The 16079-nt window shown below is 63.8% G+C and carries 13 protein-coding genes; 7 read left to right on the top strand and 6 right to left on the bottom strand.

Annotation, left to right across the window (positions count from 1 at the left end; translation table 11 throughout):
• Positions 1-5 precede the first annotated feature (5 nt).
• From ACODS0_RS04245 to ACODS0_RS04235, 3 genes are all read left to right on the top strand, one after another.
• Complete coding sequence (locus tag ACODS0_RS04245) at positions 6-2105, top strand: 3-hydroxyacyl-CoA dehydrogenase NAD-binding domain-containing protein (protein WP_488833038.1); 2100 nt, start codon at positions 6-8, stop codon at positions 2103-2105.
• A gap of 35 nt (positions 2106-2140) precedes the next feature.
• On the top strand, positions 2141-3316 hold the full coding sequence (locus ACODS0_RS04240; RefSeq protein ID WP_488833036.1) for an acetyl-CoA C-acyltransferase: 1176 nt from the start codon (positions 2141-2143) through the stop codon (positions 3314-3316).
• 274 nt (positions 3317-3590) lie between these two features.
• Complete coding sequence (locus tag ACODS0_RS04235; RefSeq protein ID WP_488833035.1) at positions 3591-4538, top strand: helix-turn-helix domain-containing protein; 948 nt, start codon at positions 3591-3593, stop codon at positions 4536-4538.
• A 319-nt stretch (positions 4539-4857) separates the two neighbouring features.
• Here the strand turns inward: ACODS0_RS04235 and ACODS0_RS04230 are convergent, their stop codons facing one another.
• The 6 genes from ACODS0_RS04230 to ACODS0_RS04205 form a co-directional block, all read right to left on the bottom strand.
• Positions 4858-6288: an NAD-dependent succinate-semialdehyde dehydrogenase gene (locus tag ACODS0_RS04230; protein WP_067399871.1), complete on the bottom strand. Its 1431-nt coding sequence runs from the start codon at positions 6286-6288 to the stop codon at positions 4858-4860.
• A 31-nt stretch (positions 6289-6319) separates the two neighbouring features.
• Complete coding sequence (locus ACODS0_RS04225) at positions 6320-7372, bottom strand: alcohol dehydrogenase (RefSeq protein ID WP_067399868.1); 1053 nt, start codon at positions 7370-7372, stop codon at positions 6320-6322.
• Positions 7373-7512: 140 nt separating this feature from the next.
• The gene (locus ACODS0_RS04220) at positions 7513-8403 is read right to left on the bottom strand and encodes a transporter (protein WP_067399865.1); all 891 of its coding nucleotides are present in this window, start codon (positions 8401-8403) and stop codon (positions 7513-7515) included.
• 89 nt (positions 8404-8492) lie between these two features.
• Complete coding sequence (locus ACODS0_RS04215; protein ID WP_067399863.1) at positions 8493-9245, bottom strand: glucose 1-dehydrogenase; 753 nt, start codon at positions 9243-9245, stop codon at positions 8493-8495.
• Between the two features lie 36 nt (positions 9246-9281).
• Entirely contained in the window at positions 9282-10877 is a 1596-nt protein-coding gene (locus tag ACODS0_RS04210; protein ID WP_125953050.1) for a flavin-containing monooxygenase, read from the bottom strand.
• A gap of 120 nt (positions 10878-10997) precedes the next feature.
• Entirely contained in the window at positions 10998-11900 is a 903-nt protein-coding gene (locus ACODS0_RS04205) for an alpha/beta hydrolase (protein ID WP_067399857.1), read from the bottom strand.
• A 273-nt stretch (positions 11901-12173) separates the two neighbouring features.
• Between ACODS0_RS04205 and ACODS0_RS04200 the strand changes: the two genes are divergently transcribed.
• The 4 genes from ACODS0_RS04200 (at position 12174) to ACODS0_RS04185 (ending at position 16057) form a co-directional block, all read left to right on the top strand.
• Complete coding sequence (locus ACODS0_RS04200; RefSeq protein ID WP_488833028.1) at positions 12174-14009, top strand: acyl-CoA dehydrogenase family protein; 1836 nt, start codon at positions 12174-12176, stop codon at positions 14007-14009.
• Positions 14009-14218, top strand: a complete 210-nt coding sequence (locus tag ACODS0_RS04195) for a hypothetical protein (RefSeq protein ID WP_488833026.1) — start codon at positions 14009-14011, stop codon at positions 14216-14218. Before ACODS0_RS04200 ends, ACODS0_RS04195 begins: the two co-directional genes overlap by 1 nt.
• 388 nt (positions 14219-14606) lie before the next feature.
• Complete coding sequence (locus ACODS0_RS04190; protein WP_055394014.1) at positions 14607-15398, top strand: SDR family oxidoreductase; 792 nt, start codon at positions 14607-14609, stop codon at positions 15396-15398.
• A gap of 227 nt (positions 15399-15625) precedes the next feature.
• Complete coding sequence (locus tag ACODS0_RS04185; RefSeq protein ID WP_121420368.1) at positions 15626-16057, top strand: PaaI family thioesterase; 432 nt, start codon at positions 15626-15628, stop codon at positions 16055-16057.
• Positions 16058-16079 lie beyond the last annotated feature (22 nt).

Here is a 16079-nt window from a genome sequence, read left to right as displayed (position 1 = left end):
GCACCATGACCGCTGAATACAAAGTCCACGGCTCCGTTGCCGTGATCACCATGGCCAACCCTCCCGTCAACGGACTTGGGTTATCGACCCGCCAGGGCATCGTCGAAGGCCTTGGCCGTGCCAATGCCGATGCAGCGGTCACGTCCATCGTGATCACCGGTGCCGGCGGTGCGTTCTCTGGCGGCGCCGACATCAAGGAGTTCGGCACCGACAAGTCGCTGCAAGAACCCAACCTGCTGTCGGTGATCACTGCCATTGAGAACTCGGCCAAGCCGGTGGTGGCTGCCATGCACAGCGTCGCCATGGGCGGCGGGCTGGAGCTGGCCCTGGGTTGCCACTACCGCATTGCGGCGCCTGGCTGCTCGATTGCACTGCCTGAAGTCAAGCTGGGCCTGATCCCTGGCGCGGGCGGCACGCAGCGCCTGCCCCGCGTGATTGGTGTGGAAGCCGCGCTCAACCTCATCGTGAGCGGCGAGCCCATCAAGAGCGAAATGATTGGCGCCGTGCCCGGCCAGAAGCTGTTTGACAAGATGGCAGCGTCGGCCGAATCGCTGGCCGCAGAAGCCCTGGCGTTTGCCCAGAGCGTGGCGGATGCCCGCCCGCTGCCCCTGGTGCGCAACTTCCCCTGCAAGCACCCCGAAGGCGACGCGTACTTCCAGTTCGCGCGCAACATGGTCAAGGGCATGGCCAAGAACTTCCCTGCGCCCGCCAAGTGCGTGGACGCTGTTGAAGCGGCCACCAAGAAGAAGTTTGCCGACGGCATGGCCGTGGAGCGCGAGATCTTCATCAACCTGATGTGGACTGCCGAGTCCCGCGCCCTGCGCCACCTGTTCATGGCCGAGCGTGCAGCGAGCAAGATCCCTGATGTCGCATCCGATACCCCCAAGCGCGACATCAAACTGGTCGGCGTGATCGGTGCCGGCACCATGGGCGGCGGCATCTCGATGAACTTCCTGAACGCGGGCATCCCCGTCAAGATTCTGGAAATGAAGCAGGAAGCCCTGGACCGTGGCGTGGCCACGATCAAGAAGAACTACGAAGCCCAGGTCAAGAAGGGCAAGCTCAAGCAGGACAAGTACGACCAGCGCATGGCCCTGCTGAGCACCACGCTGAGCTACGACGATCTCAAGGACTGCGACCTCATCATCGAAGCCGTGTTCGAAGAAATGGGCGTGAAGGAAGCCGTGTTCAAGCAGCTCGACGCTGTGGCCAAGCCCGGCGCCATCCTGGCCTCCAACACCTCCACGCTGGACGTGGACAAGATCGCAGCGTTTACCAAGCGTCCGCAGGACGTGGTGGGCATGCACTTCTTCAGCCCTGCCAACGTGATGAAGCTGCTGGAAGTGGTGCGTGGCAAGGAGACCGCCAAGGACGTGCTGGCCACCGTGATGGCCATTGGCAAGAAGATCAAGAAGACCTCGGTGGTCTCGGGCGTGTGCGATGGCTTCATCGGCAACCGCATGATCGAGCAGTACAGCCGCCAGGCTGGCTTCCTGCTGGACGAAGGCTGCACGCCCCAGCAGGTGGACAAGGCCATCGAAAAGTTTGGCTTTGCCATGGGCCCGTTCCGCATGGGCGACCTGGCCGGCAACGACATCGGCTGGGCCATCCGCAAGCGCCGCGCGGTGGAGCGTGCCGATATGAAGTACAGCCGCACGGCCGACAAGCTGTGTGAGCTGGGCCGCTTCGGCCAGAAGACCGGCGCAGGCTGGTACGACTACCAGGCTGGCAAGCGTGATGCGATCCCGAGCGACCTGGTCAACAAGATGATCGAAGACCACCGCAAGGAGCTGGGCATCACGCCGCGCAAGATTTCGGACGAAGAAATCGTGCAGCGCCTGGTGTTCGCCCTGGTCAACGAAGGCGCGCACATCCTGGAAGACGGCATTGCCAGCAAGTCCGGCGACATCGACATGGTGTACCTGACCGGCTACGGCTTCCCCATCCACCGTGGCGGCCCCATGCACTACGCCAGCGAAGTGGGTCTGTTCAACGTGGTGCAGGCCATGGACCGTTTTGCCAAGAACCCGCTGGACGACGCAGCGTTCTGGAAGCCCGCTCCGCTGCTGGCCAAGCTGGCCGCCGAAGGCAAGGCCTTCCAGTAAGCCGCACCCACAGATACCGAATCAAAGGAATTCACATGACCTCCGCAGTGATTGTTTCCACCGCCCGCACGCCGCTCGCCAAGAGCTGGAAGGGTTCTTTCAACATGACGCATGGCGCCACCCTGGGCGGCCATGCCGTGCAGCACGCCGTGCAGCGCGCAGGCATTGACGGCGCTGATGTAGACGACGTCATCATGGGTTGCGCCACGCCCGAAGGCGCCACCGGCAGCAATATCGCGCGCCAGATCGCCTTGAAGGCCGGCCTGCCCATCACGGCCTCCGGCGTCACCGTCAACCGCTTTTGCTCGTCGGGCCTGCAGACCATTGCCATGGCCGCCCAGCGCATCATCGCTGGCGAGGCCGATGTGTTCGTCGCTGGCGGCGTTGAAAGCATCTCCTGCGTGCAGCAGGAGATGAACCTGCACATGATCCAGGACCTGGCCCTGGCCAAGCAAAAGCCCGAGATCTACTGGAGCATGCTGCAGACCGCCGAGCAGGTGGCCAAGCGCTACAACATCGGCCGCGAAGCCATGGACGAATACGGTGCAGGCAGCCAGCAAAAGGCTTGCGCAGCCCAGGCTGCTGGCCTGTTCGATGCCGAAATCGCTCCCATCACCGTGACGGCCGGTGTGGCCGACAAGACCCTCGGCCTGATCACCAAGCAAGTCACGGTGAGCAAGGACGAAGGCACGCGTGAAGGCACGACGGTAGAAGCCATCAGCGGCCTGCGCTCAGCGCTGCCCGGCGGCCTGATCTCGGCTGGCAACGCCAGCCAATTCTCCGACGGCGCCGGAGCCTGCGTGGTCACCAGCGAAGAGTACGCCAGCAAGAAGGGCCTCAAGCCCCTGGGCCGCTTCCTCGGCTTCGCGGTGGCGGGCTGCGAGCCTGACGAAATGGGCATCGGCCCCGTGTTTGCCGTGCCCAAGGTGCTCAAGAAACTGGGCCTCACGGTTCAGGATATCGACCTGTGGGAGCTGAACGAAGCCTTCGCCGTGCAAGTGCTGTATTGCCGCGACAAGCTGGGCATCCCGGCCGACCGCCTGAACGTGAACGGCGGCGCCATCGCCGTGGGCCACCCTTACGGCGTTTCGGGCCAGCGCCTCACGGGCCATGCGCTGATCGAAGGCAAGCGCCGCGGGGCAAAGAAAGTCTGCGTGACCATGTGCATTGGCGGCGGCATGGGCGCGGCGGGCGTGTTTGAAGTGTTGTAGTTGCTGACGACGGGTTGAAGCGAACACGCCCTGCGCAGGCCGGACGCCAGCCTTCCACAGTCGGGGGTGGAACGGCCTGCCAACGGGCGGCTTCAAGTTGACAACGCAGCTTCGTCGCGCTGTGTCGCGCAGAGGAGATGCCAAGGGTGCGCGCCGCTCGACCGCATGAAGGCCACGTCCAATCTTGCTCGTTCTCAGAGCGCAGTCCGCAAATGGGGTTAACCCCGATGTAGGCGCCGGTTGCTTTGATGAAAATCAAACCTTTGGCCTGCATATGGGCCTGCCGGAGTTGCTGTTTGTGAGTCAACTTGTTGCGCCTGATGAAGTTCCCCGCTGGATACCCGGCCAGCTGACGCTTGACAGCGTGCCGGTCGGTTGGGATCAGGTGACGCTCAAGGGCTATCAGTACACGTCCCTTGACGTTGAAATTCCCTCCATGCGCGACTACATGCTCGTGCGTTACAAGTGCGATGACGCGGTCATGAGCCGGCGCGCAGGTGGCGCTTGGCGCAGCGAGCGGGTGGGGCGGGGCGTGTGTTCGCTGCTGACGCGCGGCGAGTCGTCTCAGTGGAAGTGGGACCGCCCGATTGACGTCACGCACATCTACCTGGCGCACACCGAGCTGTGCCGTGTCGCCGAAGAAGTTTTTGAGCGAAGCGTGAGTGATGTGGGCATGGAAGACTGCGTGCGTGCCCAGGACGACATCCTGCCCGGCCTAATGTCCGCCTTCGAGTCCGAGTTGGAAAGCGGCGGGCTTGGCGGCGGGCTGTACCGGTCGTCGCTGGTGAATCAGCTTTGCGTTCATCTGCTTCGCCGCTATGCCAAGGCCGGCGTGCGCGAGGTGCCGCTGGCCGGCCGCATGGCAGATTGGCAGCGGCGGCGCCTTGTGCAGTATGTCGAGGACAACCTGGATCGCAACCTCAAGCTCGATGAGATGGCGCGCGAGGCGGGCGTGAGTGTGTCCGGGCTGATCCGCAAGTTCCATGCAGAGTTTGGCTGCGCACCGCACGCCTATGTTTTGCGCCAGCGCCTGGAGCGCGCCCGGCGCCTGCTCAGCCGTCCGGTGGCTGTGCCGCTGAAGTGCATTGCCATGGACTGCGGCTTCTCCGACCAGAGCCATCTGGTGCGCCACTTCAAGCGGGCTTTCAAGCAAACGCCCGTGGAGTACCGCAGCACGGTGAACGCGGCGGCGCTGCGCGCGACCGAAAATTTCATCAACTGAGCGGCCTGCTGGTCAAACCCGACGATGGACGAGGTCAGGGTCCTCATCCATGTGGCACGCGCCAAGCGGGGCCTGGGGGCGATCTGTTGATCCGGCGGGATTTATTCGCCAACCCCGTTCGGGCTGAGCCCTTCGACAAGCACAGGTTGAACGGGGTTATGTCTCAGCAATAAACCGTGCAATATCAATAATTGACGAGTACCAATGTCAGCTGCCCGTTCGCGACACGCCCGCGCCGCCATGGGGTGCTGCTGGCGGGCAATGGCAGCCTGCGCTTCAGTGAGACTGCCCATTTTTGTGGATTGGCAGTCTTTGCGCCTTAATTGAGTTGCGACACGAACTTGGTGGTCAGGTAGCCGTCGAAGGTTTCACTGCCGCCCTCGCTGCCATAGCCGCTTTCCTTGATGCCGCCAAACGGTGTCTCGGCCAGCGCAAGCCCGATGTGGTTGATGGACACCATGCCGGCTTCCAGCCCGCGCGAGATCTGGTGCGCGTTCTTCAGTGACGTGGTGAAGGCATACGACGCCAGGCCAAAGGGCAGGCTGTTGGCGCGCGAAAGCACTTCTTCCACGGTCTTGAATCGCACCATGCCGGCCATCGGGCCGAAGGGCTCTTCGGTCATGAAGCGCGAGTCGTCGGGCAGGTCGGCCAGCACCGTGGGGGCGAAGAAGTTGCCGTCGCCTTGCAGCCGATGGCCGCCCGTTACGATCTTGGCGCCGCGCTGGCGGGCGTCTTCCACGAAACCCTCCATGGCAGCGACGCGGCGCGGTTGCGCCAACGGCCCCATGCGGTTGGTTTCAACCAGCCCGTCTCCGACCGCCAGTGCCTGTGCCCGCTGCGCAAATCGTTCGACGAAACGGTCATACACGCCGTCCTGCACATAAAAGCGCGTGGGGGAGATGCACACCTGTCCCGCGTTGCGGAACTTGAAGCCCGACAGCACGTCTGCCGCGCGGTCGATGTCCGCATCGTCACACACGATCACGGGCGCGTGGCCGCCCAGCTCCATGGTGCTGCGCTTCATGTTCGCACCGGCCAGCGCTGCCAGCTGCTGCCCCACAGGTGTGGAGCCCGTGAAGGAAATCTTACGCACGATGGGAGAGCGGATCAGGTAGTCCGAGATCATTCCGGAATCGCCCGACACCACATTCAGCACGCCCGGCGGCAAGCCGGCGTCATGAAACAGCTGGGCAATTGCCAGCACCGAGGCCGGTGTGTCGCTGGAACCTTTGAGGATGACAGTGCACCCCGCGCCAATGGCCGCGACCACCTTGCGAAAGGCTTGGCTGAACGGGAAGTTCCAGGGCGAGAAGGCCACGCACACGCCGATGGGTTCACGCAGCACCGTCTGCTGCACGCTGGCATCGCGGGGTGGAATGAGGCGGCCATAGATGCGCCGGCATTCCTCGGCATGCCACTCGGCGTGCTCGGCGCAGACCGCCACTTCGCCCACGCCCTCGGCCAGGGGCTTGCCCTGCTCCAGGGTGAGATTGCGGCCGATTTGCGGCGCACGTTCGCGAATCAATCCTGCGACGGCTTTCAGCACCTGCGCGCGCTGCATCGCCGTGCTGCTGCGCCACGACGCGAAGGCGCGCTGTGCCGCTGCCAGCGCCATGTCCAGGTCGGCCTGGGTGGCATGCGGCAGCTGGCCGATCACCTGGTTGTTGGCGGGGTTCAGTACATCCTGCTCGCGGCGGCCTTCGCCGCGCAGCATTTGTCCGTCAATGTAGAGGCTGAGTTGGGGATACATGGTGTGCTCTTTCAGAAACTCATGGGATCAGTCATGGGATCAGTACGGCACGCCCGATCACCTTGCCGTGGTGCAGGTCGTCAATGGCCTGGTTCACCTGGGCCATCGGGCGGCGCGACACCGGAATCGACTTCATGCCGCTGCGCTTGACCAGTTCCACCAGCTCTCGCAGTTCGGACAGGGTGCCGACGTAGCTGCCCTCGATGCACAGCGGGCGCAGCGGGATGGTCGCCAGCGAGATGGTCAGGTCACCACCCATAAGCCCGCAGATGACGATGTGTCCGCCGCGGCGGGCACTTTGCATCGCCAGCGAGACAGTCGGGGCCGAGCCCACCAGGTCCAGAATCTGGCCGGCACCGCCTTCGGTCGCCGCGATGATCTGGCTGGCCGCATCGGCCGCCTTGCCGTCGATCACCGACAGCGCGCCAGCGGCCAATGCGGCTTCGCGCTTGGCAGGGTCGATGTCCACCACGATGGCGCCTTTGCCTCCCAGGGCCTTGAGCACCTCGATGGCCATCAGGCCCAGGCCGCCGGCACCGATGATGACGACGGGCTCATGGTGGATGCCGTCGCCCAGCTTCTTGATGGCGCTGTAGGTCGTCACGCCCGCGCAGGCCAGAGGCGCTGCCTCGGCCTCGTCCAGGCCGTCGATGTTGACCAGGTAGCGCGGGTGGGGAACGATCACGTAGTCGGCAAAACCACCGGGGCGTGCCACGCCAAGGGCGCGGCCCTTCAGGCAGAGATTCTCGTCGCCGCGCAGGCAGGTGGGGCATTCACCGCAACCGATCCAGGGATGGATCAGGAAGCGGCCACCCACCTTGACCTCACCAGCGTCCGCACCGGCCGATACCACCTCGCCACAGATTTCGTGGCTGAGGATGATGGGCGGCTTGATGCCCCGGTCCGCCAGGTTCAGCCGCTTGCCGCCTCCCAGGTCGTAAAAGCCCTCCCAGATGTGCAGGTCCGTGTGGCAAAGGCCAGCGGCCTTCACCCGCACAAGCACCTCGGTTTCCACGGGCTGCGGAGTCTCACGCTCGACGAGTTCAAGCGGCTTTGAATGGTGCATCACGCAATAACAGCGCATGGTGTGTGTTTCCTTGAGTATCTGGATTTCAAAAAATGGCAGACGCTACATCGCAGCGGCCATCGCCTAATGGCAGCTTGCTATAACTGAGCCATCCAATTCTTCAGGCGGCCGTCGGTGCCCGGCGGCCGCCTGCGCGATCAATACAGCTTCAGCAGGCGCAGGTTGATCTGGTTGTTGGCCTTGAAGCCTTCGCGCACATGGATGTCGCGGCCATAGGTGGCGATCAACTGCAGGTCGGGCTGCATGAACCACGCGGTGCCCACGTTGAACTTGGTGGTGGACTGGCGGTTGTTCTGGTCCACGCCGCCCACCTTGGTCTCGCCACCGAAGGTGTGGAACAGGGCAGCGCGCAGGTCCAGCGTCGGGCTGAGCTGGTAGCGCAAATGGGTCTGCAGCTGGTACAGCGGCTTTTGCTTCATCTCGGTTCTGCCGCCCGCGCCGTTGTTGAAGTCGTCGTTCTTGCCAAAGAGCGTCACGTCACCGGCGTAGTCCCAGTGGATGCCGGGCGCCAGTTGCACGATGCCGCCAGCCTGCAGCGCAAACTTGTAGCGGTTTTCGCCCAGGCCCAAAGACTGGTTGCGGTCATACGAGCCGGTCGGCAGCCACAGGTAAGGCGTGATGGCGAAGTGGTTCTTGTCACCGGGTTTGGTGAACCAGATTGCGGACGCGAGGATCAGGTCGCCCACGCTGCTTTTCGAGCCCAGGCCCGCAATGTCGTCCTTGGCGCTGAGCCGGCCAAAGGGCAGCAGAAACTGCGGGTCGATGATGAGGCCGCCCACTTCCATGAAGCGCACACCGCGCAAGATGCCCACGGTGGAGTCCAGCTGCGGGTTGATCGCCTGCCGGTTGCCCTGGCTGTATAGCTTGTCGCGCGTGGTGTGCTGGCCATAGACCACCAGCGCGGTGGTGCCGGCCGGCAGCGGTGTGTAGTCACCGGCGTCAAGTTCGATGGCGCTGGCCGTGCCGGCCTGCGCGAGGGCAGCCAGTGCGGTGGCCAGGGGTGCCAGTCGCTTGAAAAATTGCTTCATTGGTTTGTCTCCTGATGGGGGTCTTGTGCTTGCAGCGACGCCCCGGACTACCCGCTCGCGGCTTGAGTCCGGCGCGTTGCGGTTGACGATCAATTGGCCGTGTAGCCGCCGTCAACGACCAGTTCTGCGCCATGCACGAACGATGATTCGTCCGAGGCCAGGAACAGCACGGCCTGTGACACCTCGATCGGTTGCGCGGGGCGCTTGAGCAGCGTGGGGCCGAGCAGTGCCGGGCGGATGACCGGGTCGTCCAGCATGGCCTTGGTCATCTGGGTCTCAATCACGCCGGGGTGCACCGAGTTGACGCGGATATTGAACGGTGCCAGATCCACGGCGCAAGACTTGGTGAACAGGCGGACCGCGCCCTTGGAGGCTTCATAGGCGCTGGCACCGGGGGCACCGACCAGGCCGTAAATCGACGACACGTTGACGATGGTGCCGCCGCCGGCCTTTTGCATCAGCGGCACCGCCGCACGGGTGCCGATGAACAGGCCGCGCACGTTCACATCGAAGACGCGATCCCACTCGTCGTTGGTCGTGTCTTGCATGGGCTTGAGGATCAGAATGCCGGCGTTGTTCACCAGCACATCCAGACGGCCTGCACGCTCTGTGATTTGCGCCAGCGCGGCGTTCCATTGGGCTTCTTGTGTCACATCCAGCTGCAAAAAGTCGGCCTTGCCACCGTTTTTGCGGATGCTGTCCACGGTGGCTTGCCCTTCGGCTGCGTTCACGTCGGCCACGAACACCCAGGCGCCTTGCGCTGCCAGCAGCTCGCTGTGCGAGCGGCCCATGCCCATGGCACCGCCGGTCACCAAAATCACTTTGTTTTCTACGCGTTTCATGTTGTCTCCTTGGTTGGTTTTTTAAAAAATGCGCATTTACTGGAATACGAAACCCTCGTAGCCCTTGTTTTGCACTGCAGACAGCTCTTGCCGGTAAGCGCCGAGGCCGGCCATGTAGAAATACACGGTGTTGGTTTTGCCCGGGATGTTGGCGCCAAAAATCCAGGAGTCGGCCTTGGGGAACAGCGTCATGTGGGCGATGTCGTGGCAGGTTTTGGTCCAACCGGCTTCGGCCTCGGTGGTGGCTTCCACGGTTTTCAGATCCTTGGCGTTCACATCCTTGATCAGCGCGGCAATCCACTCGACCTGGCTCTCAATCGACGGCGGCAGGTTGGTGAACGGGCCGTTGGGGCCCAGCACCATGAACATGTTGGGGAAGTTGGCATTGGCCACGCCCATGTAGCTGCTGGGGCCCGATTTCCATTGCTCTTGAATCGTCAGGCCATTGCGGCCACGGATGTCGATCTTGGTGTAGTTGCCATCCACCGCATCAAAGCCGGTGGCAAAAATCAGCATGTCCAGTTCGTGCTCCACGCCATCGGTGGTTTTCACGCCCTTGGGGGTGATTTCGACAATCGGGTTGGCCTTGACATCGACCAGATCGACATTGGGCCGGTTGTAGGTGGCGTAGTAGCCGCTGTCGCACAAAGGGCGCTTGGCGTACAGGTCTTGCGGCATGAGCTTGCGCGCCGTCTCGGGGTCCTTGACGATTTCGGCAATCTTGCCGCGGATGAAGTCTTGCGCCGCCTTGTTGGCGCGCTCATCGGTGGCGATGTCGCAGAAGGTTTCGAACATGAAGCGGAAACCGCCGCCGTTGTCCCAGGCTTTCTGGAACACGGCCTGGCGCTCTTCTTCCGACACGCTCATGGCCGACACGGTGCTCTCCTTGAAGCCAAAGGCCACCACCGAGCCCTTCACCTGCTCCCAGATCTCGTCGTAGTTCTTCTTCACCTCTGCCACGTATTCGGGCGTGACCGGGCCGTTGCCCACGGGCACGCTGTACTGGGGCGAGCGTTGGAACACCGTCAGATGGCCCACCTTGGGCGCAATGGCGGTGATGACCTGGGTGCCGGTGGAGCCCGTGCCAATCACGCCCACGCGCTTGCCGTCGTATTGCACGCCTTCGGGCCAGTTGCCGGTGTGCAGCCACTCGCCCTGGAAGGTGTCCAGGCCCTTGATCTTGGGGACGTTGGTGGCCGACAGCAGGCCCAGCGCGGTCACCAAAAACTTGGCGGTGTAGGCCTCGCCGGTGTCGGTTTTCACTTCCCACAGGTTGGTGGTTTCGTTGAAGTGCGCGGCCGTGACGCCGGTGTTCAGCTGAATGTCGGGGCGCAGGTTGTAGCGGTCGGCCACATGCTCCAGATACGACAGGATTTGCGGCTGCGTCACATAGCGCGTGGTGATGTGCATCTCCTGCAGCAGCTCTTTATCCCACGAATAGCAGTAAACAAAGGTCTCGGTGTCCGACAGCGCGCCGGGGTAGCGGTTCCAGTACCAGGTGCCGCCCACGCCGCCGGCCTTGTCGAAGACGCGCACTTTCAGGCCCTGCTCGTCGCGCAGCTTTTTCAGCATGTACATGCCGCCAAAGCCGGCGCCGATGACGATTGCGTCCAGATGTTTGGTGTTTTTCATGGTGAGTCTCTCTAAGTTGCGGCCACAGCTGCGCCTGGCGGCGACGTAGTGGCCTGCGTTGTTGCAATGAGGAAAATTTCCCCAAGGCTCCTCGGCCTCGGGGTCTTGGCTAACTGGAGCTCAGGCGCCCTTGAACCACTGGGCAATGCGCCGCAGCTCGTCGTCGGCCTCGGGGGCGCGACCCGCCAGGAACGGGAAGACGTGCTGCATGCCGTCCACCACCGATAGCGTGACGTTCACGCCCGCCGCCTTGGCGATGCGCTCCAGGTCTTGCGCGTTGTCCAGCAGGGTTTCGGCACTGCCGGCGTTGATGTACAGGCGCGGAAAGCCCGTGTAGTCGGCCTTCAGCGGATTGGCCAGCGGGTCGGTGCGTGAGCCCTTCTCGCCCAGGAACATGCCCGACATGCCCTCCAGAACGGCCTTGCTGACCAGGGCGTCGGTGGCCGCGTTGGTCTGCAGCGTCTTGCCGACATGCTCCATGTCGAGCCAGGGCGAAAAGGCAATCACCGCGCCCGGCAGCGCCACGCCGTCCTGGCGCAGCTTCAGCACCGTGGAGATGGCCAGGTTGCCGCCCGCCGAGTCGCCGCTGGTGACGATGTCGGCTGCTTTGAAGCCACGCGCCAGCAGTTCTTTGTAGACAGCCGTCGAATCCTCGATCTGGGCCGGATACGGATGCTCGGGCGCCCGGCGGTAGTCGATCACCACCGCGGTCGCGCCCAGATGCTTGGCCAGGTGACCGGCCAGCTTGCGATGGCTGGCGGCCGAGCCCACGGCAAAGCCGCCGCCGTGCGTGTACAGGATGACCTTCTTGGTGTCTGCGCCATGGGGCAGGGCCCAGATGGCTTCCACGCCGGCGAGCACGTCCGACTTGTAGGTCACGCCTTCAGGCTCGAGCGTGGGTTGATGCCACTCGTCGAACAGGCTGCGCAGGTCGGCGAGGGTCATCGCGGGGTTGGCGGCCATGCGGTCTGACCAGGACTGGTACAGCGCGCGCAGAAAATCGGATTGGGGTGAAGTACCCATGCATGTCTCCTTCGGTTGTGGTGAGCAGCGACTGATTATTCGGAGGCATTGCCCTCCCGTATTGAAGGTCCTGCGCACGCGCGTTGTAGAAAATGCGCAGTGACGGATGGTTCTACGGGTAAACCCCCGGGATTTACGGAGCCAATGGCATTCCATTGCCACAGCAGGGGTGTGGCCGCAGTAATGTGCGGGAGCGGTCGGCCTGGGTCACCCTCCTCGCCGCGTCGCGCAACGGACATGCCCGACGGGATGTGCACACCCATAATTTCCCGCATGACGACCCTGCGCTCCACCCTCGATTTCCTGCTTTACAACTGGCTGCAAGCCGAAACGCTGAACACACGCGAGCGCTTTGCCGACCATTCGCGCGAGACGTTTGACGCGGTGCTCGACACCTGCGAGCGCATCGCGCGCGAGAAGTACGCGCCGTTCAACCGCACGGTGGACACGCACGAGCCGCATTTCGATGGTGAACGCGTCACGCTGCCGCAGGCCACCAAGGATGCGTATGACGCCTACGCCGCCTCGGGCATGCTCAGCGCGGCGCAGGACTACGACATCGGCGGTATGCAGTTGCCCTACACGGTGGACGCGGCGGCCAATGCCTTTTTTGCCGTGGCGTCGATCAGCATCAGCTCCAGCCTGCTGAGCGTGGGCAATGCCAACCTGCTGATGGTGCATGGCACCGATCTGCAGAAGAAGGTGTTTGCACTCAATGAGTTTTCGGGGCGCTTCTCGGGCACCATGTGCCTGAGCGAGCCGCAGGCGGGCTCCAGCTTGAGCGACGTGGCCACGCGCGCTGTGCCAGATGGTGAAGCGTTTGAAAGTGACCCGCTGGGCCCGCGCTACCGGCTTACGGGCCACAAGATGTGGATTTCATCGGGCGAGCACGAGCTGTCGGAGAACATCGTGCACCTCGTGCTGGCGAAGATTCCGGGGGCGGACGGCAAGCTGGTGCCGGGCACGCGCGGCATTTCGCTGTTCATCGTGCCCAAGAATCTGGTGGATACCGAAGGCAACCTGACCGGCGTGCGCAACGACGTGGCGCTGGCCGGCCTCAACCACAAGCTGGGCTGGCGCGGCACCACCAACACGCTGCTCAACTTTGGCGAGGGCAAATACCCGGTGGCGGGCAGGGCAGGGGCCGTGGGCTACCTGGTGGGCGAGGCCGGCCGTGGCCTGGCGTGCATGTTCCACATGATGAACGAGGCGCGCATCGGCATCGGCATGGCGGCCACCATGCTGGGCCTGGCGGGCTATTACGCCAGCCTGGACTACGCCAAAAACCGCCCGCAGGGCCGCCTGGTGGGGGCGAGTGGCAAGGACGCTGCGCAGCCCCAGGTGCGCATCATCGAGCACGCCGACGTCAAGCGCATGCTGCTGGCGCAAAAGAGCTACGGCGAGGGTGCGCTCGCGCTCAACCTGTTCTGCGCCCGCCTGGTGGACGAGCAGCACACCGGCGAGCCTGACGCCGCCGACGAGGCGCGCCTGCTGCTCGAAGTGCTCACCCCCATCGCCAAGAGCTGGCCCAGCGAGTTTTGCCTGGAGGCCAATTCGCTGGCCATCCAGATCCACGGCGGCTACGGTTACACGCGCGACTTTCCGGTGGAGCAGTACTGGCGCGACAACCGCCTGAACATGATCCACGAGGGCACGCACGGCATCCAGGCCATGGACCTGCTGGGCCGCAAGGTGCTGATGGAAGGCGGCCGCGGCCTGCAACTGCTGGCCGGGCACATCAATGCCACCATCGAGCGCGCGATCCAGGTGCCCGCGCTGGCGGCACATGCCAACGCGCTGGGCAAGGCGCTGCAGGACGTGGGCGCCGCCACCAAGGCCGCCTGGGCCACGGGCCAGCCTGCCGATGCGCTGGCCAATGCCGTGCCTTACATGCAGGCCTTTGGCCACACGGTGCTCGCCTGGGTTTGGCTGGACGTGGCCCTGGCCACGCTGGCCCGGGATGCCGATCTGGCCCAGCCCGCGAGCGTGGGACGCATGGGCGGCATGCGCTTTTTCTTCCACTACGAGCTGCCCAAGATCGGTGCCTGGCTGCAGGTGGTGAGCACGCGCGATGCCACCTGCGCGGCCTTCCCTGAAGAGGCATTTTGATGGCGGCGCAACTAACCCTGCAACGCCTGCACAAGCTCATCTGGCTGCTGATTTACGGCGGGTTGCTCACGCTGATACTGGGCATCGCCACCGCCCGCACCGATGAGGCTTTGGGCTGGAGCCTCTTCGTGGGCGGCGGGGTGCTGGCCCTGGTGGGTGTGGTGCTGATCGCGGTGCGGGCCCGGTTGCACACCGACCCCGGCCCTTAGAGCCTGCTCAAAGTCTTTTTGGAGACCGCATTGGAGTGCAATCGGGATGAGTGGATGCTTCGGATGCGCCGCATGGGCTCATGCCCATGCAAGCAGCCGGGGCGTCCAATCGCCCGATTTCATTCCAACCCTTCGGGCAAGTGCCTTGCCGGGCGGTCTACGGCGTTGCGGCGCTTGCCGATAGCACGGTGCTATCGGCGGCGCACCGCGCCTTGCATCCCATCCCGGCAAGGCACTTGTGCGGCTCCAGAAAAATTTTGAACAGGCTCTTAGCTGAACACCCGACACCCCCGCGACACAAAGCGCCCGCATTGCATCGCACAATCCTCGGGCGCGTGGGGCAAACACCCAACGACAGATCCATCCAAAACCGAAGGAGACTTTCAGCATGACCCGTACCATCCAACAACTGTTTGACCTCACCGGCAAGACCGCACTGGTCACCGGCGGCTCGCGCGGCCTGGGACTGCAACTGGCTCACGCGCTGGGCGAAGCGGGCGCCAAGATCATGCTCAGCTCGCGCAAGGCGTCTGACCTGGAAGAGGCCGCCGCCGACCTGCAGGCTGCGGGCATCGATGCACGGTGGATCGCCGCTGATTGCGCCAAGGAAGACGACATCCGGCGCCTGGCCGACGAGACCCTGGAGCGCCTGGGCCATGTGGACATCCTCGTCAACAACGCAGGCGCAGCCTGGGGCGCCCCTGCCGAAGACCATCCCGTGGACGCGTGGGACAAGGTGATGAACCTCAACGTGCGCGGTTACTTCATCCTGAGTCAGCACATCGCCAAGCACAGCATGATCGCGCGCCGCAGCGGCAGCATCATCAACGTAGCGTCCATCGCAGGCTTGGGCGGCAACCCCAAGGGCATGAACACCATTGCTTACAACACCTCCAAGGGCGCGGTGATCAACTTCACACGGGCACTGGCCGCTGAATGGGGCGCGTACAACATCCGCGTCAACGCCATCTGCCCGGGTTTCTTCCCGAGCAAAATGACGGTGGGTACGCTCAAGGCCATGGGCGAGGAAGCGCTGGCCGCCCACGCCCCGCTGGGCCGTCTCGGCGATGATGAAGATCTGAAGGGCCTGTGCGCGTTGTACGCGTCGGATGCGGGCAAGCACATCACCGGCCAATGGCTGGCGGTGGACGGGGGCGTGAGTATTGTCACGGGAGGGTGAATTCGGTACATGCCCCTGAGGCGCTGTGCGCCTCGGTGCGGCCGCCAGAGGCGGCAGCTCTTCGGGCACGTCCAAGCCTGCGCAGGCAGCCTTGGAGCCGCGGCCCTCAGCCCCTTCTCTCGGCTTCGCCGGGAAGGAGGACGCAGCCCTCGCCGCGGGGCGGCCCTTGCTCGGCTGCCCTGGTCTGGGCCGCGCCAGTTTTTGAGTTCGTGTACTGAGGAAATCCCTTGAAAAGTTTCGGTGTCGAAATTCCCTTTGTCCACCACCTGGGCTTTACGCTGCAGCGTATGGAAGGCGGCGAGTCTGAGCTGCATTACGAAGCCCAGCCCGAGCACTTGAACTCGTTTGCCGTGACCCACGGCGGTGCGTCGATGACGCTGCTGGACGTGACCATGGCCACGGCGGCGCGCAGCGAGACGCCCGACATGGGCGTGGTCACCATTGAGATGAAGACCAGCTTCATGCAGCCCGCACGCGGGCCGCTGGTGGCCAAGGGGCGGCTCATTCACCGCACGGCCACCATGGCTTTTACCGAAGGCACGGTGTATGACGCACAGGGCAAGGTGTGTTGCCATGCCACCGGCACGTTCAAGTACGTGCGGCGCCTGCCAGTCGATGGGCGCAATGTGAATGACCTCAAGGTCATTTCCACCGATTGAGTCAAATTTTTAAGCCAAATTG

It is taken from the genome of Acidovorax sp. FG60 (assembly GCF_057808995.1).
The sequence above is the reverse complement of the archived record's forward strand: the minus strand, read 5'-3'. Positions and strand labels throughout refer to the sequence as shown.